The following is a 21,469-nucleotide window of genomic DNA, read 5'->3' as shown; positions in this document are numbered from 1 at the left end:
TTGACAGGCGACCGGCGGGTTCTCAGCCTTGCAGGACAGCCACCCGATGAAAGCGGGAATTGAGCGTTAACGCGGGAAAGCCGAGATGTCCATGCCCTCCGACTCCACCTCCGGCGCCGGGCGCGCCGCTTCGATGAAGCAGCTTATCGAGGAGAAGCTGCGCGAGGCCCTGGCCCCGCAGCGCCTCGAGGTCGCCGACGACTCTCACAAGCACGAGGGGCACGCCGGCTGGCGCCCCGGCGGCGAGACCCATTTCCGCGTGGAAGTGGTGTCCGAGGTGTTCGAGGGCATGTCCCGCGTTGCCCGCCAACGCCGGGTCTACGAGATCCTGTCCGAGGAACTGGCCGAAAGCGTCCACGCCCTGCAGCTGCGAACGCTGACGCCGGAGGAGGATGCCGGATAGGAAAAGAGCCTCGCCGGATCCTGAGTCGATCCGGACAAGGCTCTGAAATGTCCGGGCCGCAATGCGACGCCTGCGGCCCGGAGTTCTGTGGAATGCTTATGAGCCGGTTGTGGTCATGCGGCTCGGAAAGCCTTCCATCACCTTCGTCACCAGTTCCCGCATCTGCTCTTCCTTGCGCGGGGTCAGGGCCGCACCGGTCAGACCGCCGCCTGCAGCACCAGCCGTGCCGCCGATGAGGGCGCCGGTGGTATCGTGTTCAGTAACCGCAGCCCCGGTTGCGGCGCCGGCTGCAGCGCCGAGGACGGCACCCAAGGCCTGGTTCATGCCATCACCCGTGGTGCCGGAGCCCGAACCGGTCCAGACAATCTCGGCTGTCTGCACATCAACCGCACGGGCGCTGAGGCTCATGTCCTCCCTATAGCTCGGAATGCTGATGATCATGGCGAGATCGGTGTTCAGGATGCGGCCGATGCGGGCCGCGCCCGAGGCCGTTGTGCGATCGCTGAGCTGGAAGTCCTGTTCGTCGATGATTTCACGCACGCGCTGGCGTTCGATCGGCGAATAGCCTTTGCTCATCAGGTCCTGGGTGACCATGTTGCTGACTTGGGTCTGGGCTGCCTCGTTGGCGCCCAGCCCTTCGACGGCGACGACGGCAATGCGCGAGCTGTCACGGAAGTTGTAGGTCTGATTGAAGGAACTGCTCCCTTCGGTCTGGGCACAGCTCGTAAGTACAAGTGCCGAGAATAGAATCCCGATAGTCGCGAGAATCCCGTTCCTCATGTTTGCCCCCTGAAACAGAATTGATAATCGACGAGCAGTATGAATGGGCAAATTTTCGAGTCAAATCAAATTCCCGCCACGGCGGTAGTCCACAAACGCTTCGACCCAGACGATTCAATCGCGGCGGTTTTTGCCCTATTCCCCCGTATACTGATCCGGCCAGAATTCCTTGACCAGAGGTCCGTCGGCGGCGAAGGCGTGGCAGCTGTTGACCAGGCTCGAGCGGCGGGGCTTGCCGTCGCGGTTCGAGGAGTCGCTGTCCGAGACGTAGGTCTGGTAGGCGACTGTGCCCATGGCACCCAGCATCTCGGTGATGTGGGTGCAGCCGTCGGAGCCGCCGACGGCCTGGCGCAGGGCCTTGCGCCAGCCGGGGCCGATCTGCGCGCCGATCAGGTTCCTGTAATTGGGCGTGACGCCGGAACAGATACTGAAGGGCGAGGCCATGGTGTCGGCGACGATGTCGTGCACCACGAAGTCGTCGTCCAGGGTCAGGCGCACGGCCATCTCGTGCAGCGGCTGGCCGGGCTGGACGGTGCCGCGGTCCCGGTTCTCGAAGGCGTAGTGCTTGGTATCGATGATCCGGCCTTCTATGTCCCAGAGACTGTCCGTGCGGCGGAAGCCTTCGAAATGATAGCGGCGCGTGTGCAGTTGCTCACGTTCTGCGGGCGGGGGAAGCGCCATGCTGTCGGTCCCTCATGCCATGTCCATGCAAGGGGCAAGGCATAGCGCCGCTCCGAGGGCGACGCAAGCCAGCCGGCCTATCCGGTGCCGTAACCGGTGTCGAACAGCAGGGCATCGCGCTGGCGCACGTCCTGTTCCAGCTCCTCCTGCACCGCGGCAAAGAGGTCGCGGATCGAGACGATACCGATCAGCTTGTCGTTCTCGAGAACCGGCAGGTGTCGATACCCGCGGCTGCGCATGAGCAACAGGGCTTCCATGGCCGTGGCCTTGGGCGTCAGCGTATCGGGATCGGTCGTCATCACCTCGTCCAGGCGGGTGGTGTCGGGGTCGCGCGAGGCGGCCACGACCCGGCGCAAGAGGTCCCGCTCGGTGAAGATGCCGGCCAGCTGATCGTCATTCATGACCAGGATCGCGCCTATGGAGCGCTCGTTCATGAGGGCCACGGCGTCGCGCACCGTGGTGTCGGGAGAAAAGGTCGTCAGCTTCTGGCTGCTGACGATATCAGGGACTACACGACGTTGCATGGCGTCCTCCTGTACCAGGTCCGCCGGGACGATACCCGGGGAAACTCCTGAGAATAGTCTGAAAGCCTTCTGAAACGGGGTCAAGCGGCTTGCGAATCCCGCCGCGTGTCGCTTTCGAGTCGCCCGATGGCCGGACGGGATGCCTGAGACTACGGAGCCGTTCCGGTTGGACTTCCCGTGAACTTACTCCTCGTCCTCCTGCTTCTCGTCCTCCTCCTCCTGCGGTGTGACGCGCAGCAGGGTGATCTGGTTGCGCTGACGGCCCAGGATCTCGAAGCGGAATCCGTGGAAGGAAAAGGCCTGGCCCACATCGGGGATGCGGCGGGCCTCGTGCAGCACCAGCCCGGCGATGGTGGAGGCCTCGTCGTCGGGCAGCTGCCAGTCGCACTGGCGGTTGAGGTCGCGGATGGTAACGGTGCCGGCGACGATGGCCGAGCCGTCGCTCTGGACCTCGAGACCCTCGATGTGCAGGTCGTGCTCGTCACTGATCTCACCGACGATCTCTTCCAGGATGTCTTCCAGTGTGACAATGCCGCGCATCTCGCCGTATTCGTCGACGACGATGGCGAAGTGCTCCTTGCGGCTGCGGAAGGCCTGCAGCTGCGAGAGCAGGTCGGTGGATTCGGGAATGAACCAGGGCGTGCCGGCAATCGCCAGGAAGTTCAGGTCCTGGATCTCCGACTCTTCTGCCTGGAGGGCTCGAAACAATGCCTTCACGTGTAGCACGCCAACGATGTTCTCCGGAGAATCGCGCCACAGGGGCAGGCGCGTATAAGGGCTTTCACGCACCTGGTCCAGCAGCTTGCCCGGTGGGTCGTCGGCGTTGAGGGTCAGCACGTTGCGCCGGTGAACCATGATGTCGGCGACCTCGACGTCGGCGAGATCCAGGATGGAGCGCATCATCTCGCGCTCGTGGCGGCTTTCCTCTTCGTCGGTGCCGGTGTGCAGGTCGATGGCGCCGCGCAGTTCCTCCTCCCAGCGTTCGCCGGCATGTCCCGAGTCGGGGCCGGCGCCCAGCAGGTTGAGCGCGTGCGTGACCAGGAACTGGACCATCTGGGTGATGGGACTGAAGAGCATGACGATCACGCGCATGATGGGCGCGACGGTGACCGCCATCTTGTCGGCGTGATTGAGCGCGAAGGTCTTGGGGAGGACCTCCGAGAAGATCAGCACGATGGCGGTCATGCCGAAGGTGGCATAGACCACGCCCGCCTCGCCGAAGAAATAGATCAGGACCGAGGTGGCGAGCGCCGAGGCCAGGATGTTCACCAGGTTGTTGCCCAGCAGGATGGCGCCCAGCATGCGTTCCTTGCTGTCCCAGAGCTTCAGGACGGTGTTGGCGCCCTTGCCGCCCTGACGGGCCAGGGTGTGGATACGCGGGCGGGAGGCCCCGGTGAGCGCCGTCTCGGAGCCGGAGAAGAATCCCGAGAGCACCAGGCAGATCAGAATGCCTACCAGGCTGAGGATGATGGAGGTTTCCATGGTCTTGGGTCGATCCTTGGGGGGAACTGGACGCGTCTGGCGTTCGTTAAGTCAGCTTTCCAGGAGGGCGGTCTGGGTGATTTCCTCGGTCAGCAGGTGGAGGATATCCTCCTCGCGCACCTCCTGGGTCAGGAAGGCTTGGCCGATGCCGCGCGCGAGCACCAGGGTCAGGCGGCCATCCTGGACCTTCTTGTCCTTGCGCATGTGGCCCAAAAGGACCTCTGGATCCCAGCTGCGATGGGCCAGCCGCTCGAAGCTGGTCGGCAGGTCCACGGCGGCCAGGTGGCGGCGCACACGGTCGGCGTCCTCGGCCGGGCAGAGGCCCAGCTGGGCCGAGAGCTCGAAGGCGAGCACCATGCCGATGGCCACGGCCTCGCCGTGCAGCAGGTCGCCGTCATAGCGGCACTCGGCCTCCAGGGCATGGCCGAAGGTATGGCCGAGGTTGAGCAGGGCGCGCACGCCGCCCTCCCGCTCGTCGGCGGCCACGATACGTGCCTTGCTGGTGCAGGAGGTCAGGATAGCGTGGCTGCGCGCCGCCGGATCCCCGGCGATCAGGCGCCGCCCGTGCCCCTCCAGCCAGGTGAAGAAGGCCGGATCGTCGATCAGGCCATACTTCACGACCTCGGCATAGCCGGCCAGCAGTTCGCGTCGTGACAGGCTGGTGAGAACGTCGGTATCCGCCAGCACCAGCCGGGGTTGGTGGAAGCTGCCGACCAGGTTCTTGCCCTGGGCCGTATTGATACCTGTCTTGCCGCCCACGGAGGAGTCCACCTGGGCCAGCAGGGTGGTCGGGACCTGGATGTAGGGTGTGCCGCGCAGCAGGACGGCCGCGGCGAAGCCGGTGAGGTCGCCGATCACGCCGCCGCCCAGCGCGACCAGGGGGGTCTGGCGTTCCAGGCCCGCCTCGAGCAGGCGCTCGCAGAGTCTCTCCAGCTGCGCGAAGGACTTGGTGGCCTCGCCGGCGGGCACCACGAAGGCGTCATAGGAGATTCCCGCCTCGTCCAGGGCGCGCTCCAGTGTTGCAAGATGCAGCTCAGCCAGGGTCTCGTCGGTGACGATCATCACCTTGCGTGTGCCCGAGACTTGGGCGATATGCCTGCCGGCCGTTGCCAGTAGCCTTTCACCCACCAGAATATCGTAGCTGCGTTCGCCCAGCTCCACAGGCAGGCGTTCAGGCGCGTGCAAGAGGGTCCTCCTCGTTCCGGACCGCATGCTCCAGTGCGGCGATCACGTCGTCGACGGTTGTGTCGATGGGGCCTTCGCGGCTCTCCACCGTGATATCGGCCTCGGCATAGACCGGATAGCGGGTCTCGATCAGCTCGGCAAGCACCTGGCGCGGATTGCTGTTCTTCAGCAGCGGCCGGTTGTCCCGCTTGGCGGTGCGCCGGACCAGCACGTCGAGCTCGGCACGCAGCCAGACCGCCAAGGCGTGCCTGCGGATCTCGGCCCGGGTTTCGGGGTTCATGTAAGCGCCTCCGCCGGTCGCGATCACTGCCGGCTCCGGGTTCTTGAGCAGGCGCGTGATCACCCGGCGTTCGCCTGCGCGGAAGGCCTCCTCGCCGTCGCGTGCGAATATCTCGGGAATGCTGCAGCCGGCCGCGGTCTCGATCTCGCTGTCGGCATCGAGGAAGGCCAGGCCGGACCGTGTGGCCAGACGCCGGCCGACGCAGGACTTTCCGGCCCCCATGAGGCCGACCAGCACGATCTTGTCCCGCTTGCTCCGTTTCAGGAGATCAGGCAGCTGTGATGCCGGGCTGCCGGTCATGACGGAAACCCTCCTTCACTTCGCGCGACAGCGTTGCACCTGCGCAGCTTCGCCGATATCTTTCCAACGGATGTCCCGCAAGGGATATGCCGTAGTTTGGTCATAGTCAAAACCTAGCATCCGTGCCTGGAGAAATCAGGCTGGTCGTGAAGTTCAATCTCCCACCCTCCATCAATACATCGGGAAGTCCTTATGGGTCGAGTCGGCGTCGTACTTATTCTTCTCTTTCTTCTTCTCGTCGTCGGAGGTGGGGTCGCGCTCATGGCCGTTGACATACCGCCGCCCACCGAGCGGATCGAGAAGGAAGTTCCGGAGGATCGTTTTGCCCGCTGAGGCTAACCCCGACGCAGCCGGCCTGTCACGCCTGCTGCATGGTGCCCGCTGTCTCGTGGCTGCCGCCGGTGTGGCAATAGTGGCAGCGTGCTTTGCCCCTGCCGTCCTGGCCCAGGACGGTCCACGCGACCTCTTCCCCCAGGGCAATTCGGGGCAGTCGGAGCGCTCAACACCGCGCGAGGGCACCCGGCAGGACAGCTGGTCCCTGCCCGACAGCGACCAGGGGACCCGCAGTCCGGACAGCTGGCAGGCGCCGAGCGGGACGGAGAGGCGGGACAGAGTCATCCCCGACGACGGAGACGGAACGGCCGACGGCAGGACGCGCCTGCGCGGCGGCATCCTGGTCGACGAACTGGAGGACAGTTTCCCGGAGACATTGGGTCCGCTGGCTGCCGGGGACGGCGGGCTGGGACTGGATCTCTGGCGTGGCAGCCAGCGCGGGGAGATCATCAGACTGCTGAACAGTCAGCCGCGACCCAGCAGCCCGGTGGCTCGTGGGCTGCTGCGGCGCCTGCTGTTGTCCTCGGCCCAGCCGCCCGCCGCGGACGGCCGTCGCGATGGCCAGCCGGACCTGCTGATCGAGCGGGCCCGCCTGCTTCTGGCGCTGGGGGAATACGAGAACCTGGTGAACCTGCTGGTGCAGATTCCGGGACTCGAGCGCTCTTCCGAGCTGGCCCGCCTGCAGGTGGAAGCCGCCCTGTTGGCGCAGGAGCCGGATGCTGTTTGTCCCATGGTGCGGCGTGCGCTTTCCCTGCATCGCAGTCGGGAATTCTGGCCCAAGGCCCAGATCTATTGCCAGATCCGCAACGGCGAGGACTCGGCCGCAAGCATCGGCATCGGCCTGCAGCGCGAGGTCGGGAACAGCGATACGACCTTCCTGAACCTGGCCGACGCGGCACTGGGGGTTGGCGAGGTGCCGCGGATCTCCGGCCCTTCGGCCCTGGACCTGGCGCTGCTGCGACAAATGCAGGCCGGCTCGGCGCTGGTGAGCGACGGCCTGTCTGCCGACTTCATGGCGGCGGCCGTTACGCTGCCGGGCCTGGAAGCGGAACGACGCGTGGACCTGGCTGAAGAGGCGGCGCGTCGGGGTGTCCTGCCGCTGCGCCTTCTGGGCGAAGCCTATGGCGCGCTCTCGTTCACGGACAGCGATCTGCGCAACGCCACGGGCCGGGCCGCGGAACTGGATGGGGGTGAAGCACGGGCCCTGCTCTACCAGGCCATGCGCCGGGCCAATGCGCCCGAGGCGCGCGGCGAGGCCCTGCGCGCCCTGCTGGAGTCGGCGGCCGAGGCCGGACTGGAGCCCCAGGTCACGCAGATCGTGCAGCCCGTGCTGGAGCGTATCGGCCCCGAACCGGCGCTGTCCTGGCTGGCACCAACTGCTGTTCGCGCCGCCTTGCTGGCCGGACGCTTCGAGATGGCGAACGCCTGGGTGCAACTGCTGCAGCGCAACGGCAATACGGCGGAAGCCCGGGGCGAGCTGGCCAGCCTCTGGCCCCTGTTCCGTTTGGCCGGTATGGAGGAGCCGGAGGTGGGAATGACGGCAACCGACTGGGCCGAGCGGCGTGTGTCCCGCGGCGCCGGGCGAGAAGAGACACGGTCCCTGCAGCGCCTGTACGAAAGTCTGCAGGCCTCGGTGAGCGGTGCCGCTGGCCTGGACACCGCGAGCGCGCAGCTGCGCCGCGCCGTACGCGAGGATCGCCGCGGCGAGGGCATCCTGCTGAGCCTGCGGACGCTGGACCAGGGGCAGGGCTCCGCGCGGGGGCGTGGTGACGCACTGACTGCCCTGTCGCAACTGGGCTTTTCCCGCGAGGCGCGGCTGCTGGCCATGCATGCGCTGGTGGGGCGGGGGCTCTAGCAGGCCATGGCCCGGAGGCCCGGACGCAAGGCCGCAGCCGTGTCCCTGGCGCCCTCGCACGAGGCTTTCCTTGAGATGCTGGTGGCCGAACGCGGGGCCAGCCTGAACACCCTGGACGCCTATCGCCGGGATCTTTGCGATCTGGATGCCTTCCTGAACGGCCGCGGCGTCAGGCTGCCCGAGGCCGCGGCAGAGGACCTGCGTGCCTACCTCTCGCAGCTCGCGGAGGCCGGCATGGCACCCCGGACCACGGCGCGCCGCCTGTCCAGCCTGCGGCAGTACTACCATTTCCTCTTCACGGAAGGTCACCGCGGCGACGATCCCGCCTTGAAACTCGAATCGCCGCGCCAGGGACGAAGCTTGCCCAAGGTCCTGGAGGAGCAGGAGGTCGAGCGCCTGCTGGCCGCGGCCCAGGAGGGCAAGACGCCCGAGGGACTGCGTCTCAACCTGCTGCTGGAGCTGCTCTATGCCACGGGCCTGCGCATCAGTGAGTTGATCAGCCTGCCCTATGCCGCCGTGGCCCGCGATCCCCAGGTGCTGATCGTGCGCGGCAAGGGCGGGCGCGAGCGCATGGTGCCGCTCAACGAGTCGGCGGGCGAGGCGCTGTCGGCCTACAAGGCGGTGCGAGGCCATTTCCTGCGCCGCCCGGGACAGGATCGCTGGCTGTTCCCTTCACGCTCGGCCAACGGACACCTGACGCGCCATCGTGTGGGGCAGCTCTTGAAGGAGCTGGCGGTCAAGGCCGGCATCAGCCCGTCGAAGGTCTCGCCGCACGTGCTGCGCCATGCCTTCGCCAGCCACCTGCTGGCCCATGGTGCCGACCTCCGCTCGGTCCAGCAGATGCTGGGGCATGCCGACATTTCCACGACACAGATCTACACGCACGTACTTGACGAGCGGCTCAGGTCCCTGGTGCGCAGCCATCATCCGCTGGCGCGCGCGTTCAAGGGCGAAGGGCAGGATGGTTGAAATTGGTAATACCACTTGCTAAACGCGACAGTCATATCATGAACTGCCATAACCGTCCTGCTGTCCCGACAGTCACGGCACAACCGGATCAAAGAAGAGGAAGGACCCGAGATGAGCTTTACACCGATCGAGCAGGCGCCCGCCCGCCTGAACCGCAGCGAGCTGGCGGTTCCGGGCAGCAACTACCGTTTCCTCGAGAAGGCGACCGAGGCCCCGGCCGACGTGATCTTCCTGGACCTCGAGGATGCCGTGGCCCCCGACGACAAGGAGCAGGCGCGCAAGAACATCATCTCGGCCCTGAACGACCTGGACTGGGGCAACAAGACCATTTCGGTGCGCATCAACGGGCTGGATACGCACTACATGTACCGTGACGTGGTGGACATCATCGAGCAGGCCGGCGAGCGTCTGGACCTGATGATGATCCCCAAGGTCGGCACGGCAGCGGACATCTATGCCGTGGACATGCTGGTGACCCAATGCGAGCAGGCGGTCGGTCGCAAGAAGCGCATCGGCTTCGAAATGATCATCGAGACCGCCCTGGGCATGGCCAACGTCGACGAGATCGCCGGCGCCAGCACGCGCAACGAATCGCTGCACTTCGGCGTGGCCGACTACGCCGCCTCGACGCGCGCCATGACCACCAACATCGGCGGGCCGAACCCGAACTACGGTGTCCTGACCGATGACGAAGGAAGCGGCAACCGCGAGTTCCACTGGGGCGACATGTGGCACTATGCCATCGCGCGCATGGTCGTGGCCGCCCGCGCCCATGGACTGCGCCCCGTGGACGGGCCCTTCGGCGACATCGAGGACACGGAGGGCTACAAGGCCCAGGCGCTGCGTGCGGCCGTGCTGGGCTGTGAGGGCAAGTGGGCGATCCACCCCTCGCAGCTGAAGTTGGCCAACGAACTCTTTGCACCCAGCGAAAAGGACGTGGAGCGCGCCAACAAGATCCTGGCTGCCATGGAGCAGGCCCAGAAGGAAGGCCGCGGCGCGGTCACCCTCGACGGCCGCCTGATCGACATCGCCTCCATCAAGCAGGCCGAGAACCTGGTCAACAAGGCCAAGCAGATCTCCGACGCCGGCTGACGTCCGGACGTCGAAGCAAGACGGTCATAGACCCCGCGGCAGTTCATCATGCCGCGGGGTCTTTGCTTTCCGGGCCTGCCTTCCACCAGGATCACGGGCATGATCGCGGGGACCTGACAGGCGAGACCCAACAGGCGGGAAGGACGACATGAGTGAGCCACTGAGACTTCGCGATTTCGGCTCGTTCCATGTCGGAGGTCGCAGGCTCGAACTGTCCGGCCAGGATGTCCGCATGGTGGATACCGGCAATCCCGAAGCGCCGATGCCGTGGGATCGCAATGGCCGCTATCTGGCGGATCAGATGTACGTGCAGTATCTGCTGCCGGAAACGCGCCGCTCGGAGGTTCCGGTTGTCTTCCTGCATGGCGGCGGCCTTTCGGGAACCACCTTCGAAACCACTCCTGACGGCCGCCCCGGCTGGGTCAACCTTTTCGCGCATGCAGGCCACGACGTCTACAATACGGATGCTCCCGAACGCGGTCGGGCCGGATTCCTGCCGTATGAGGGGTTTCGCGACGGGGAGCCGGAATGCTTCAGCTTCGACACGCCGCTCGGGACCATGAGGATTGCGGCAGACGCGGAGGCGCGCGCGGACGATCCCGAACTGAGGCTTCTGCCGAACTGCCAGTTTCCCATTGAACAGTGGCCGGCCTTCGCCAGCCGCTTCAGCCCTTTCTGGCTGCCCATGGGGCAAGGGGTGATGGAGGCATTGGAGGCGCTGCAGGCGCGCATCGGCTCATTCGTCCTGCTCGCCCATTCTGCGGGCTGCAAGTACAGCCACGCCTATGCGGAACGCCACCCGCATCATGTGGAGATGCTGATTTCCGTCGAGCCCCTGGCGATGGGGCAGGCGGCGGAGCGGACCCGCCGGATCCCCCAGCTGGTGGTCTGGGGCGACAATATCGCGCTGGACCCGCTTGGCCGCTGGCCGAAGATCCGGGCTGAGGCCGAGCACTACACCGAGGCCGTGAGTGCGAACGGCGGGCAGGTCGAGGTGCTCGACCTGCCCCAGCTCGGCCATACCGGGAACACGCACCTTCCCATGCTGGACAGGAACTCGGGTCAGGTTGCCCGGCTGATCCTGGACTGGATGGAGCGGCAGGAAGGCCGGGCCTCCTGACCGGGTTTGCGGCCAGTGAACGCTGCGGGCGGTCTCTACCGCCTCGCCTCCGGATCATAGGCATGATCGAAGAAGCGTTCCTCCAGCTGCATCATGTGGCGGAAGGTGCGGCACATCTGCTGCTGGACCTCCGGTGTGGCGGCGGCGCCGACGCGCGAAGTCTCGTCGCGCAGCCAGGTGACGAACTCCTCGAACTCCGGTAGGGCGTGCAGGTCGATCCATTCCGCCATCCAGAACGCCTGCGGCCGGCGATCGCCGCAGGCTAGGCCCCAGGTCAGGTAGCTCCATTCCGCCGCCAGCAGGGTCGCCAGGACCTGGGGATAGGAGCCGCTGCGCCCCGAGTCCTGCAGAACCGAGAGCAGTTCCGCCGTCACGGGAGCCAGCTCGGGGTCCCGCCATTGCGTTTCGGGCACGCCAAGAGCCTGGAAGGAACGCAGGAAATAGTCGTTCTCCTCGCTGGTCACGGCGGCCAGGAAACCGGCGAAGGGCCGCTTCTGCGGCATGGCCGGGGCATAGGCCACGGCGTACCCCAGCAGGCTGACGAAGCTGTCGACGAAGGCATAGTCCTGGACCAGGTAGCGGGCGCAGACCTGCGGGTCCAGGGTGCCCTCGGCCAGTTCCTCGGTGAAGCGATGGGCCGTGGCCTTCGTCCAGAAGGGTTCGGCCGACTCGCGCAGCCAGTCGTGGAAGGCTGCATCCGGGTTTTCGTTGAGGAAGGCCTGGAAGCTTTCGGGAACAGTCATGGCCGCTCTCCTTGTTCGCGGGACAGGTCGGTAACGTAGTCGCTCAGCGGCGGGGGATCGGCGATGATGCCGGCCTCTTCCAGGAAGGCGGCGAAGCGGCGGTAGCGATCCCAGTCCACGGCTGCCGGGCGCAGGGCGAAGCGGGGCAGGGTATCGCTCCAGGCGCGTCGGTTCAGTTCGTCGTCCAGGTCGTCCTTGTAATCGGCGAAGAGCTCCCAGCTTTCCTGGGGATGATTGACCAGGTACTGGACGCCGCGCTCAAGGGCCTCGACAAAGGCCGGAAGGCGCGGATCCTCGAGCTTGTCGCTGTTGGCCAGGACGATCAGTTCGTCATAGGCGGGCACGCCTTCCTCCTCGACATAGAAGGCCCGGCCCTCGGCGCCTTCCAGCTGCAACTGGTTCAGCTCGAAGTTCCGGTAGGCGCCGATCACGGCGGCCACCTGGCCGCTCAGCAGCGCCGGGCTGAGGGAGAAGTTCACGTTGACCAGTTCCACATCCTCGAGACCGAGGCCGTGGCGGGCCAGCATGGCGCCGAGTACCGCCTCCTCGACTCCGCCGACCGAGTAACCGACCTTGCGGCCCTTCAGGTCGGCGATCTCCTTCACGGGGCCATCCTCCAGGGCCAGCAGGGTGTTCAGTGGCGTGGCGACCAGGGTGGCGATTCGGGTAAGCGGCAGCCCCGCGGCGGCCTGGATGTGCAGCGTCGGCTGGTACGATACGGCCAGGTCGGCCCGGCCTGCCGCCACCAGCTTGGGGGGATCGTTGGGATCCGCCGGTTCGGTGAAGCGGACCTCGATTCCGGCGTCGTCGAAGAACCCCTTTTCCTGCGCCACGATCAGCGGGGCATGATCGGGATTGATGAACCAGTCGAGCAGGACCTCGAGTGGTTCGTCCTCCTGCGCGTGGGCAAGGGGCGCGTTGAGAAAAAGGAAGAGGCCGGCGAAAAAAGCGAACAGTCGGGACACGTCATCTACTCCCTCAATGGTCCGGCGTCGACGGGTGCGGTCGAGGGAGAGAGGCAGGCCCGGAGCTGCTCTTGCATGGCCTGTGCGGACTGTCCCTTCCGTTCCCTAACGCCGGCATGATCCGGATCAGGTTCTAAGGGTTTCCGCGTCTCTTCGGCGGACTCTCAGCCCTCATGAAACATGAGGACACCCCCAGGAAGTCCGGTCAGTCTGTTCGCGGAGCGCCACGGCGTCAAGCCGCCAGGCCGGCTGCAGGGCCTTCTCCGAGCGATCCCGGACGGGGGAACTGAAAAGCCGCCGTGGCGACTTGCACTGCCCGGGCCCCTGTGATACCAACCGCTCGCACGAACGGGGGCTAGCCCGTTTCAGGCAATTCACTTTTGGTCTCACCGCAGCCGCGCTGTCCGGGTCGGAGAGTGCACTGCGACGGGGTTATTGCGAAAGCAGGCAGAACGGCATGCTCCAGGCATGCCGGCGACTGTTCTCTTTCCGGGGAGCGACTGGGGTTTGGCAGGAAATACGACCTCCAAAGACGGTCTGGCAGAGCGCTACGCTCTGGCTTTGTTCGATCTGGCAGACGAGGCGAAGTCCCTCGACGCCGTGGCCGAGAATCTGCGCGGGCTCAAGCAGTTGATTGAGGAAAGCAGTGACCTGCAGGCCCTCATCCGCAGTCCGCTCTACGGGCGCGACCAGCAGTCGAAGGCAATGCAGGCGGTCCTCGAGAAGGCCGAGGCCGATGACCTGACACGTCGCTTCGTGCTGGTGATCACGCAGAACCGCCGCCTGTTCTCGCTTCCCGATATCATTGATGCCTATCTTGCCGAGCTGGCGCATCGCCGCGGCGAGATCAGTGCAGATGTCACCGCTGCCGTGTCCCTGACGAAAACGCAGGAAAAAGCGTTGCTCGACACCATCGCCAAGTCGGTGGGGGGCAAGGTGCAGCTCAATGTCAAAGTCGATCCGGACCTGCTTGGTGGTCTGATCGTCAAGGTTGGCAGCCGCATGGTCGACACGTCGATCAAGAGCAAGCTGCAGAGACTTCAGTTCGCGATGAAAGGGGTTGGGTGATGGACATCCGCGCCGCGGAAATATCGGCGATCCTCAAGGAGCAGATCGAGAACTTCGGCGCCGACGCCGATGTGGCCGAGGTCGGCCAGGTTCTCTCGGTCGGGGACGGCGTGGCCCGTGTCTACGGGCTGGACAACGTACAGGCCGGTGAAATGGTCGAGTTCCCCAATGGGATCCAGGGCATGGCCCTGAACCTGGAGAACGACAATGTCGGCATCGTGCTGTTCGGCGAGGACCGGAACATCAAGGAAGGCGACACCGTCAAGCGTACGGGCCGCATCGTCGACGTTCCGGTGGGCAAGGAACTGCTGGGCCGCGTGGTCGACGCGCTCGGCAACCCGCTCGACGGTAAGGGGCCGATCAAGACGGAGCAGCGCTCCCAGGCCGAGGTCAAGGCACCGGGCATCATTCCCCGCAAGTCGGTGGAGGAGCCGGTCCAGACCGGTCTCAAGTCCATCGACACCTTGATCCCGATCGGGCGCGGCCAGCGCGAGTTGATCATCGGGGATCGCCAGACCGGCAAGACCGCGATCGTCACCGATACCTTCATCAACCAGAAGCAGGTCAACCAGACCGACGACGAATCGCAGAAGCTCTACTGCATCTACGTGGCGATCGGTCAGAAGCGTTCGACGGTCGCCAAGCTCGTGAAGATTCTCGAGGATCACGGCGCCATGGAGTACTCCATCGTCGTGGCCGCCACAGCCTCGGATCCGGCGCCGCTGCAGTTCCTGGCGCCCTATACCGGCTGTGCCATGGGCGAGTACTTCCGCGACAACGGCATGCATGCCGTCATCAGCTACGACGACCTGTCCAAGCAGGCCGTCGCCTATCGTCAGATGTCGCTGCTGCTGCGCCGCCCGCCGGGCCGCGAGGCCTTCCCGGGTGACGTCTTCTATCTGCACTCCCGCCTGCTGGAACGTGCGGCAAAGATGAACGACGAGCACGGCGCCGGGTCCCTGACCGCGCTGCCGATCATCGAGACCCAGGCCGGCGACGTTGCCGCCTACATTCCGACGAACGTCATCTCCATTACCGACGGTCAGATCTTCCTGGAGACCAGTCTGTTCTACAAGGGCGTGCGCCCGGCGGTGAACGTCGGTCTCTCGGTGAGCCGTGTGGGTTCGGCCGCCCAGACCAAGGCGATGAAGAAGGTGGCCGGCACCATCAAGCTGGAGCTGGCTCAGTTCCGCGAGATGGAGGCCTTCGCCCAGTTTGCTTCGGACCTCGATGCCTCCACCCAGCGCCTGCTGGCGCGCGGGACACGGCTGACCGAACTGCTGAAGCAGCCACAGTACAAGCCGTTGGCCTTCGAGGAACAGACCTGTGTGATCTACGCCGGTGTGCGTGGTTTCCTGGACAAGATTTCGGTGGACAAGATCGGGGACTTCGAGGCCAAGTTCCTCGACGAGCTGCACGACAAGGGCAAGGAGATCCTGGATACGATCCGCAAAGAAAAGGATCTTTCCAGCGAGACGGACGAGAAGCTGAAGTCCTTCCTGGAGGACTTCGTCAAGACCTACGTCTGAGTCATCTCCGCAGTACGGAAAGTCGGTTGAAGCGATATGGCTAGCCTCAAGGAGCTCCGCTCCCGGATCAGCAGCGTCAAGTCGACGCAGAAAATCACCTCGGCCATGAAGATGGTCGCGGCCGCAAAGCTGCGTCGCGCCCAGGAGCAGGTCGAGGCCTCGCGTCCCTATGCGGAGCGGATGGCCCGCATGCTCGGCTCGCTCGCGGAGTCGGTGAAGGGCGGGAACGGCCCCAAGCTGCTGACCGGTACGGGCAAGGACGATGTCCATCTTCTGATCGTCGCCACAGCCGACCGCGGTCTCTGCGGCGCCTTCAACAGCTCGATCGTACGGGACGCCCGCAAGCACATCGAGCAGCTGAAGTCCGAGGGCAAGACAGTCAAGATCATCTGCATCGGCCGCAAGGGCAAGGACCTGCTGCGTCGTCAGTATGCCGACGATATCCTGGAGACCGTCGAGAACGTCACCAAGCCGCGGCCCAGCTTCGACAAGGCCCATGCCATCGCCCAGGACGTGCTGCAGCGCTTCGATGACGGCGAGTTCGACGTCTGCACGCTGTTCTTCGCACGCTTCAAGTCGGCGATCAGCCAGATCGTGACACGCCAGCAGCTAGTGCCGTTCGACGAGGGCCACAGCGCCGCGTTGGAACAGGCCGAGGAAGAGGCCGAGGCCGAGAAGCAGAGCGGTTTCGTCTATGACTACGAGCCGGAGGAAGAGGAGATCCTGAAGGACCTGCTGCCGCGCAACCTGGCGGTGCAGATCTACAAGGCCATCCTCGAGAACAATGCCAGCGAGAACGGGGCGCGGATGACCGCCATGGACAACGCCACCCGCAACGCCGAAGAGATGATCGACGACCTGACGATGCTCTACAACCGCACCCGTCAGGCCGAGATCACCAAGGAACTGATTGAAATCATCTCCGCCAAGGAGGCGATGTAGTGCGGCCTGGGTCGCACTGGATCGCAGTATAGGCACGATAAGGAGCAGACACGATGGCCAAGAACCTCGTCGGAAAGATCACCCAGGTCCTGGGACCGGTGGTCGACGTGCAGTTCGAAGGTGACCTGCCGAACATTCAGAACGCCCTGGAAACCGACAACCACGGCAACCGCCTGGTCCTGGAGGTCGCCCAGCACCTGGGCGAGCATTCCGTGCGCACCATCGCCATGGACGCCACGGAAGGGCTGGTGCGCAGTCAGGAGGTGACCGATACGGGCAGTCCCATCGAGGTGCCGGTCGGACCGGAAACCCTGGGACGTATCATGAACGTCATCGGCGAACCGATCGACGAGCGCGGCGAGATCAAGACCAAGAGCAAGTCACCGATTCACAAGACGGCCCCCACCTACGCCGAACAGAACACGGAATCGGAAATCCTGGTGACCGGCATCAAGGTCATCGACTTGCTGGCGCCCTATGCCAAGGGCGGCAAGATCGGCCTGTTCGGAGGCGCCGGCGTCGGCAAGACCGTGCTGATCATGGAACTGATCAACAACGTGGCGAAGACTCACGGCGGCTACTCTGTTTTCGCCGGTGTCGGCGAGCGCACGCGCGAGGGCAACGATCTCTATCACGAGATGCTGGACTCCGGCGTCATCAAGACCGACGGGGGCGATTCCAAGGCGGCCCTGATCTACGGACAGATGAACGAGCCGCCGGGTGCACGTGCCCGCGTGGGGCTGACGGGCCTGACCGTGGCCGAGTATTTCCGTGACGAGGAAGGCCAGGACGTGCTGTTCTTCGTCGACAACATCTTCCGCTTCACCCAGGCGGGCGCCGAGGTCTCGGCGCTGCTGGGCCGCATTCCCTCCGCGGTGGGCTACCAGCCGACCCTGGCCACCGACATGGGCGGTCTGCAGGAGCGAATCACTACCACCAACAAGGGCTCGATCACCTCGGTCCAGGCCATCTACGTGCCGGCCGACGACCTGACCGACCCCGCGCCGGCGACCTCGTTCTCGCACCTGGACGCCACCACGGTGCTGAGCCGCCAGATTGCCGAGCTGGGCATCTATCCGGCGGTCGACCCACTGGACTCCACCAGTCGCATCCTGGAGCCGGATGTGGTCGGCAAGGAACACTATGACGTGGCCCGCAAGGTCCAGGAGACGCTGCAGAAGTACAAGCAGTTGCAGGACATCATCGCTATCCTGGGCATGGACGAGCTGTCCGAGGAGGACAAGCTGACGGTGGCCCGGGCACGCAAGATCCAGCGCTTCCTGTCCCAGCCCTTCGACGTGGCCGAGGTCTTCACCGGCTCGCCGGGTGTCCAGGTGCCGATCGAGGAGACCGTCAAGGGCTTCAAGGGCCTGGTGGAAGGCGAGTACGACCACCTGCCGGAAGCCGCATTCTACATGGTCGGCACCATCGACAAGGCTGTCGAGAAGGCCAGGAAGCTGGCCGAGGAAGCCGCGTAGGCACGCCTCTGACGCCGGCACAGGCCAGACAGACAGGACAGAGACGGCAAGATCATGGAAAAAACACAGTTCGAACTGGTTTCACCGGAACAGCTTCTCCACTCGGGGGAAGTGGCGATGGTGGTGGTGCCCGGCGTCGAAGGTGACTTCGGCGTCCTGCCCCGCCATGCCCCGATGATCTCCACGGTTCGTCCGGGTGTCATCTCTGTCTATGAGGAAAACCGCAGCACGGTCAGCCGTCGCATCTTCGTTGGCGGTGGTTTCGCGGAGGTGACCCAGGAGCGTTGCACGGTCCTGGCCGACAGTGTCGAGGCCTATGACGAGATCGACCGCGGGGAAACCGAACGTGCGCTCAAGGATGCGCGCGAGGATCTCGAGGATGCCAAGAACGAGATCGAAAGGACGGCGGCTGCGAAGCAGGTGAAGGTCCTGGAAGAAAAGCTGCGGGCCCTGGAGACATTCTGATTGGGCACTCTTGCGACCAACGGACAAGCCGCCGCGTGACTGGGATGCCAGCGGCGGCTTTTTCGTTTCCGGCTGCGGGGCGAGAGGGCCTGTCTGGGACGCGTGGAACAAGCACGGAGCACCAAGTGCCCTCTTGCGGGTGATCCTGCTTTTTCTTACATATGCTGAGATGTGCAGAAGGGGTGCACGCACTTCAAGAAGGGGCGGATAGCATGTCGAATGGGCAATGGACTCTCGAGGACATAGACTGGGACAGTTTCGACCGGTCCAAGGTCGATCCCGAGATGGTCAAGCTGATCAAGGCGGCCAGCCTGGTCGAGTACAATGGCGACGACTACGCTGAGTACCTCTGCAACGTCTTTGAGGACGATTCCGAGTTCCAGGACGCGGCACGGCAATGGGCGGCCGAGGAGGTCCAGCATGGGGCGGCCCTGGGCCGCTGGGCCCAGATGGTGGATCCCGACTTCGATTTCGACACGGCCGTCAAGCGGTTCCGGGACGGTTTCCGCGTGGATGTGGATGCCACGGACTCGGTCCGCGGCTCGCGCTGCGGCGAGCTGGTGGCGCGCTGCATCGTCGAGGTGGGAACCTCGTCCTATTATGGGTCGCTGGCCGACAGCACCGATGAGCCTGTCCTGAAGGATATCTGCCAGCGCATCGCGGCGGACGAACTGCGGCACTACAAGCTGTTCTATACCCACCTGCGGCGTTACCTGGATCGTGAGCGCATCGGCAAGTTGCGCCGGCTCATGATTGCCCTGGGACGTGTCCGGGAAACCGAGGACGACGAGTTGGCCTATGCCTACTACGCGGCCAACACGCCGGCGAACGAGGATTACGACCGCAAGCGCTGGAGCAAGGCCTACATGAACCGGGCCTTCGCCATCTACAAGCCGGTCCGGGTCGAGCGAGCCGCGGCCATGACCTGCAAGGCGGCCGGCCTGAATCCGCGCGGGCGCACGGCGCGGGTCCTGTCCAGGGCGGCCTATCACCTGATGAAATCCAAGCAGCAGAGAGCCGAGGCCGCGACGGCGGCTGCGGCCTGATCCCGGGAAACCAGCCGGTCAGGCGACGCCCTTGCGGACCAGGTCTTCGAGGTGGCCGAATTCGGCCACCACTTGGTCGTAGAGCGCCCTCTTGAAGGGCACGATCAGTTGTGGGACCTCGGAGAGGGGCCGCCAGGTCCAGTTCGAGAATTCGGCATGGGGCCCGCCGATATCGATCTCGCGCTCCTCGCCCAGGAACCGCAGGGCATACCATTTCTGGGTCTGGCCGCGATAGCGTCCGCGCCACATCTTCGGCACGAGGTCATGGGGCAGATCGTAGCTGAGCCAATGCCTGCTTTCCGCCAGAATCTCGGCATTCACCACCCCTGTCTCTTCCTCCAGCTCGCGAAACATCGCTGCCTTGGGGTCCTCATCCGGATCAATCCCGCCCTGTGGCATCTGCCAGGCATCGCTGACCATGTCGCTGCGCTGGGCGGTGAAGACCTGGCCGTCCCCATTGAAGAGTACAACCCCGACACCCGGGCGGTACGGCAGCTGCTCGATCTCCTCAGGGCTCAGGGTGAAGCCGGGTTCGGGAGTGTAGGGGGAATTGGATGTCATCGGAAGGCGGTGGGTCCTAGCTGGTGTCGGATCATCGTGTGGGATGCGGTTATCGGCGAAGCAGTGCGCTGAGGGGCGCGAGCTGCAGTCCGCGCTCCTGCAGCTGTTCGCTCCAGGCCTGGAGGCGTTCCAGGCTGACGGGATAGGGGCGCGCCACAGCGATGGCTTCGCCTTCGGCCAGGGCAGTGCGTTCGACGACCGAAAGGCCGGCATCGATGACCGACCGGCTGGCCGCTTGGCGGTCCAGGACATGATCGCTGAGCACGAACGGCGTATCGGCGAGGTTGGCTGCTTGCTGCATGCCGGTTCCGCCCTCGGCCGAATTCCCGAGAAAAATCAGACCTTTCTCTCCCAGCTGCTCGAAGAGCGGCTCGAGGGCGCTGCGGGAGGCCGTGTTGAACCCGCCCCCCTCGGTGGCTGCAACGCCCACGTAGGCGCTTCCGCGGCCCAGGACCCACTGCAGGCGGGCGGCGTTTTCCTGCGGACCCAGCTCCGTCAGGATGGCCTGGGGACCAGGGTCGTCGGCCGGATAGTTTTCGGGCTCCATTGGCAGATCCAGCAACACTTCGTGTCCCTGGGAGCGTGCCAGGGCGATCCATTCGTCCAGGCGGCGTGCGTAGGGACTGAAGGACAAGGTGACTTCCGCGGGCAATTGCCGGATGGCAGCTTCGGTTGCGCCCTCGGACAGGCCCAGGCCGGAGACGACAACGGCGACCAGGGGGCGGTCCTCCTGAGCCGTGAAGGGCTGAGCATAGCGCTGCCATGCGGGCAGGGCGCTATCCGCTGCCGTCGACTCGGCGCCCTCCTCGTCTGGCAGAGTGCCCGGATCGGGCAGGGCGGCTTGCTGGACGGTCTCGTCCGGCGCTCCGCCCGCGGCCCTGTCGTCCTCGGCCTGCTCAGCTGAGGGAGCGCTTTCCTCTTCCGCTTGAGGCGGCGTTGCCTCCGCGTCATCCGCCCGCTCGGTGGCGGCACGGCCGGGGATCGGCGGGGGCGGCAGGCCGGGAGAGGATTGCGGCGGTGCGAACGCCGGTTGCTCCCTGTCTCTTTCGTCTCTTGTCTCCGCCTCGTCTGTCTCGCCGACCGTCGTGTCCTCTGCCTGCAAGCTGCTCTCCGGATCCACACCCACCTCGGGTATGGCCGGGGCCGTTCGATCCTCTCCATCTCCCGGTTCGGGCGCAGGTTCAGGTTCGGCGGTTTCCTCCAGGGAAGGGTCCTGGGCGTCCCGTTCGGGCTCCGAGCGGGCAATCAGCGGGGCGTTCTCGACCCTGAAGCCATCAGGCTGCTCTTCCTCGCGCAGCTCAGGGGGGCGCGTAAGCTGTAGTTCCCCCACCTGTTCGGTTTCCTCCGGTTCGGGCTCCGTCGATTCGGGCTCTGACGGTTCGGCCACCTCTGGTTCAGCTTCGCTTACGGCTTCCAGAGAGTCCGCATCCTCGGCCGTTTCCCTCGCGGTCTCTGGCGGGCTTTCCTCGGGCAGGACGACCTCATAGGCCTGACTGTCCGTGGTGTAGGAGACGGGCAGCTGCGGACGGGACAGAACCCAGCCGGCCGCAGCAGCGAGTCCGAGCAAGAGTGCCGCCCAGCAGAGCAGCAGGACAAGCGTGCCTCTCTTCACGTTATTCCGTTCAGCGGCCACGTTCTTCCCCGATACGCCTGGTTCTGCCGAAGACT

The 21,469-nt window shown here is 65.2% G+C and carries 22 protein-coding genes and 1 riboswitch; of the genes, 12 read left to right on the top strand and 10 right to left on the bottom strand.

What is annotated here, in order from left to right:
- The first annotated feature begins 85 nt into the window (after positions 1–85).
- Complete coding sequence (locus ACFOW6_RS03120; RefSeq protein WP_382420867.1) at positions 86–403, top strand: BolA family protein; 318 nt, start codon at positions 86–88, stop codon at positions 401–403.
- 96 nt (positions 404–499) lie between these two features.
- On the opposite strand, the gene ACFOW6_RS03115 is transcribed toward ACFOW6_RS03120, so the two are convergent.
- The 6 genes from ACFOW6_RS03115 to ACFOW6_RS03090 all read right to left on the bottom strand — a co-directional run bounded on the left by ACFOW6_RS03115 (position 500) and on the right by ACFOW6_RS03090 (position 5,635).
- A complete protein-coding gene (locus tag ACFOW6_RS03115) occupies positions 500–1,183 on the bottom strand; it encodes a CsgG/HfaB family protein (protein WP_382420866.1) in 684 nt (227 codons plus the stop codon).
- A gap of 135 nt (positions 1,184–1,318) precedes the next feature.
- Positions 1,319–1,864 (bottom strand): DUF2889 domain-containing protein, encoded by a 546-nt coding sequence (locus ACFOW6_RS03110; protein ID WP_382420865.1) that lies wholly within the window; start codon positions 1,862–1,864, stop codon positions 1,319–1,321.
- Positions 1,865–1,941: 77 nt separating this feature from the next.
- Positions 1,942–2,388 (bottom strand): CBS domain-containing protein, encoded by a 447-nt coding sequence (locus ACFOW6_RS03105; protein ID WP_382420864.1) that lies wholly within the window; start codon positions 2,386–2,388, stop codon positions 1,942–1,944.
- A 183-nt stretch (positions 2,389–2,571) separates the two neighbouring features.
- The gene (locus ACFOW6_RS03100; RefSeq protein WP_382420863.1) at positions 2,572–3,870 is read right to left on the bottom strand and encodes an HlyC/CorC family transporter; all 1,299 of its coding nucleotides are present in this window, start codon (positions 3,868–3,870) and stop codon (positions 2,572–2,574) included.
- 51 nt (positions 3,871–3,921) lie between these two features.
- Positions 3,922–5,055 carry a 3-dehydroquinate synthase gene (gene aroB / locus ACFOW6_RS03095; protein ID WP_382420862.1) on the bottom strand — a complete coding sequence of 378 codons (1,134 nt, stop codon included), beginning with the start codon at positions 5,053–5,055 and terminating at the stop codon, positions 3,922–3,924.
- Positions 5,042–5,635, bottom strand: coding sequence for a shikimate kinase (locus tag ACFOW6_RS03090; protein ID WP_382420861.1), 594 nt, complete (start codon positions 5,633–5,635; stop codon positions 5,042–5,044). Before ACFOW6_RS03090 ends, aroB begins: the two co-directional genes overlap by 14 nt.
- Positions 5,636–5,827: 192 nt before the next feature.
- Between ACFOW6_RS03090 and ACFOW6_RS03085 the strand changes: the two genes are divergently transcribed.
- The 5 genes from ACFOW6_RS03085 to ACFOW6_RS03065 all read left to right on the top strand — a co-directional run bounded on the left by ACFOW6_RS03085 (position 5,828) and on the right by ACFOW6_RS03065 (position 11,004).
- On the top strand, positions 5,828–5,968 hold the full coding sequence (locus ACFOW6_RS03085; RefSeq protein WP_382420860.1) for a hypothetical protein: 141 nt from the start codon (positions 5,828–5,830) through the stop codon (positions 5,966–5,968).
- Complete coding sequence (locus tag ACFOW6_RS03080) at positions 5,958–7,823, top strand: hypothetical protein (protein ID WP_382420859.1); 1,866 nt, start codon at positions 5,958–5,960, stop codon at positions 7,821–7,823. Before ACFOW6_RS03085 ends, ACFOW6_RS03080 begins: the two co-directional genes overlap by 11 nt.
- Before the next feature lie 6 nt (positions 7,824–7,829).
- Positions 7,830–8,792, top strand: a complete 963-nt coding sequence (gene xerD / locus ACFOW6_RS03075) for a site-specific tyrosine recombinase XerD (protein WP_382420858.1) — start codon at positions 7,830–7,832, stop codon at positions 8,790–8,792.
- Positions 8,793–8,903: 111 nt separating this feature from the next.
- Positions 8,904–9,884, top strand: coding sequence for an HpcH/HpaI aldolase/citrate lyase family protein (locus ACFOW6_RS03070; protein WP_382420857.1), 981 nt, complete (start codon positions 8,904–8,906; stop codon positions 9,882–9,884).
- Positions 9,885–10,032: 148 nt separating this feature from the next.
- Positions 10,033–11,004: an esterase gene (locus ACFOW6_RS03065; RefSeq protein WP_382420856.1), complete on the top strand. Its 972-nt coding sequence runs from the start codon at positions 10,033–10,035 to the stop codon at positions 11,002–11,004.
- A gap of 35 nt (positions 11,005–11,039) precedes the next feature.
- Here ACFOW6_RS03065 and ACFOW6_RS03060 read toward each other — a convergent pair whose 3' ends face one another.
- Together ACFOW6_RS03060 and ACFOW6_RS03055 are read right to left on the bottom strand one after the other, a co-directional pair.
- Positions 11,040–11,747: a TenA family protein gene (locus ACFOW6_RS03060; RefSeq protein ID WP_382420855.1), complete on the bottom strand. Its 708-nt coding sequence runs from the start codon at positions 11,745–11,747 to the stop codon at positions 11,040–11,042.
- Positions 11,744–12,712 carry an ABC transporter substrate-binding protein gene (locus tag ACFOW6_RS03055; RefSeq protein ID WP_382420854.1) on the bottom strand — a complete coding sequence of 323 codons (969 nt, stop codon included), beginning with the start codon at positions 12,710–12,712 and terminating at the stop codon, positions 11,744–11,746. Before ACFOW6_RS03055 ends, ACFOW6_RS03060 begins: the two co-directional genes overlap by 4 nt.
- A gap of 85 nt (positions 12,713–12,797) precedes the next feature.
- Positions 12,798–12,916, bottom strand: a riboswitch (TPP riboswitch).
- A 264-nt stretch (positions 12,917–13,180) separates the two neighbouring features.
- Between ACFOW6_RS03055 and ACFOW6_RS03050 the strand changes: the two genes are divergently transcribed.
- The 6 genes from ACFOW6_RS03050 (at position 13,181) to ACFOW6_RS03025 (ending at position 19,240) form a co-directional block, all read left to right on the top strand.
- Positions 13,181–13,780 (top strand): F0F1 ATP synthase subunit delta, encoded by a 600-nt coding sequence (locus ACFOW6_RS03050; RefSeq protein WP_382420853.1) that lies wholly within the window; start codon positions 13,181–13,183, stop codon positions 13,778–13,780.
- Entirely contained in the window at positions 13,780–15,309 is a 1,530-nt protein-coding gene (atpA, locus tag ACFOW6_RS03045; RefSeq protein ID WP_382420852.1) for a F0F1 ATP synthase subunit alpha, read from the top strand. The genes ACFOW6_RS03050 and atpA overlap by 1 nt, the downstream gene beginning before the upstream one ends.
- Positions 15,310–15,345: 36 nt before the next feature.
- Positions 15,346–16,251 carry a F0F1 ATP synthase subunit gamma gene (locus ACFOW6_RS03040; RefSeq protein ID WP_382420851.1) on the top strand — a complete coding sequence of 302 codons (906 nt, stop codon included), beginning with the start codon at positions 15,346–15,348 and terminating at the stop codon, positions 16,249–16,251.
- A gap of 53 nt (positions 16,252–16,304) precedes the next feature.
- Positions 16,305–17,729 (top strand): F0F1 ATP synthase subunit beta, encoded by a 1,425-nt coding sequence (gene atpD / locus ACFOW6_RS03035; protein ID WP_382420850.1) that lies wholly within the window; start codon positions 16,305–16,307, stop codon positions 17,727–17,729.
- Between the two features lie 54 nt (positions 17,730–17,783).
- Positions 17,784–18,194, top strand: coding sequence for a F0F1 ATP synthase subunit epsilon (locus tag ACFOW6_RS03030; protein WP_382420849.1), 411 nt, complete (start codon positions 17,784–17,786; stop codon positions 18,192–18,194).
- Positions 18,195–18,406: 212 nt separating this feature from the next.
- Positions 18,407–19,240, top strand: a complete 834-nt coding sequence (locus ACFOW6_RS03025) for an acyl-ACP desaturase (protein WP_382420848.1) — start codon at positions 18,407–18,409, stop codon at positions 19,238–19,240.
- Positions 19,241–19,258: 18 nt separating this feature from the next.
- Here the strand turns inward: ACFOW6_RS03025 and ACFOW6_RS03020 are convergent, their stop codons facing one another.
- A complete protein-coding gene (locus tag ACFOW6_RS03020; RefSeq protein WP_382420847.1) occupies positions 19,259–19,801 on the bottom strand; it encodes an RNA pyrophosphohydrolase in 543 nt (180 codons plus the stop codon).
- A 49-nt stretch (positions 19,802–19,850) separates the two neighbouring features.
- Entirely contained in the window at positions 19,851–21,413 is a 1,563-nt protein-coding gene (locus tag ACFOW6_RS03015; RefSeq protein ID WP_382420846.1) for a divergent polysaccharide deacetylase family protein, read from the bottom strand.
- Positions 21,414–21,469: the final 56 nt, after the last annotated feature.

The sequence above is a fragment of the Fodinicurvata halophila genome (assembly GCF_042651425.1).
Classification (GTDB): domain Bacteria; phylum Pseudomonadota; class Alphaproteobacteria; order Kiloniellales; family DSM-21159; genus Fodinicurvata; species Fodinicurvata halophila.
Note: the sequence above shows the minus strand (reverse complement) of the source record. Positions and strands in the feature narration are given on the sequence as shown.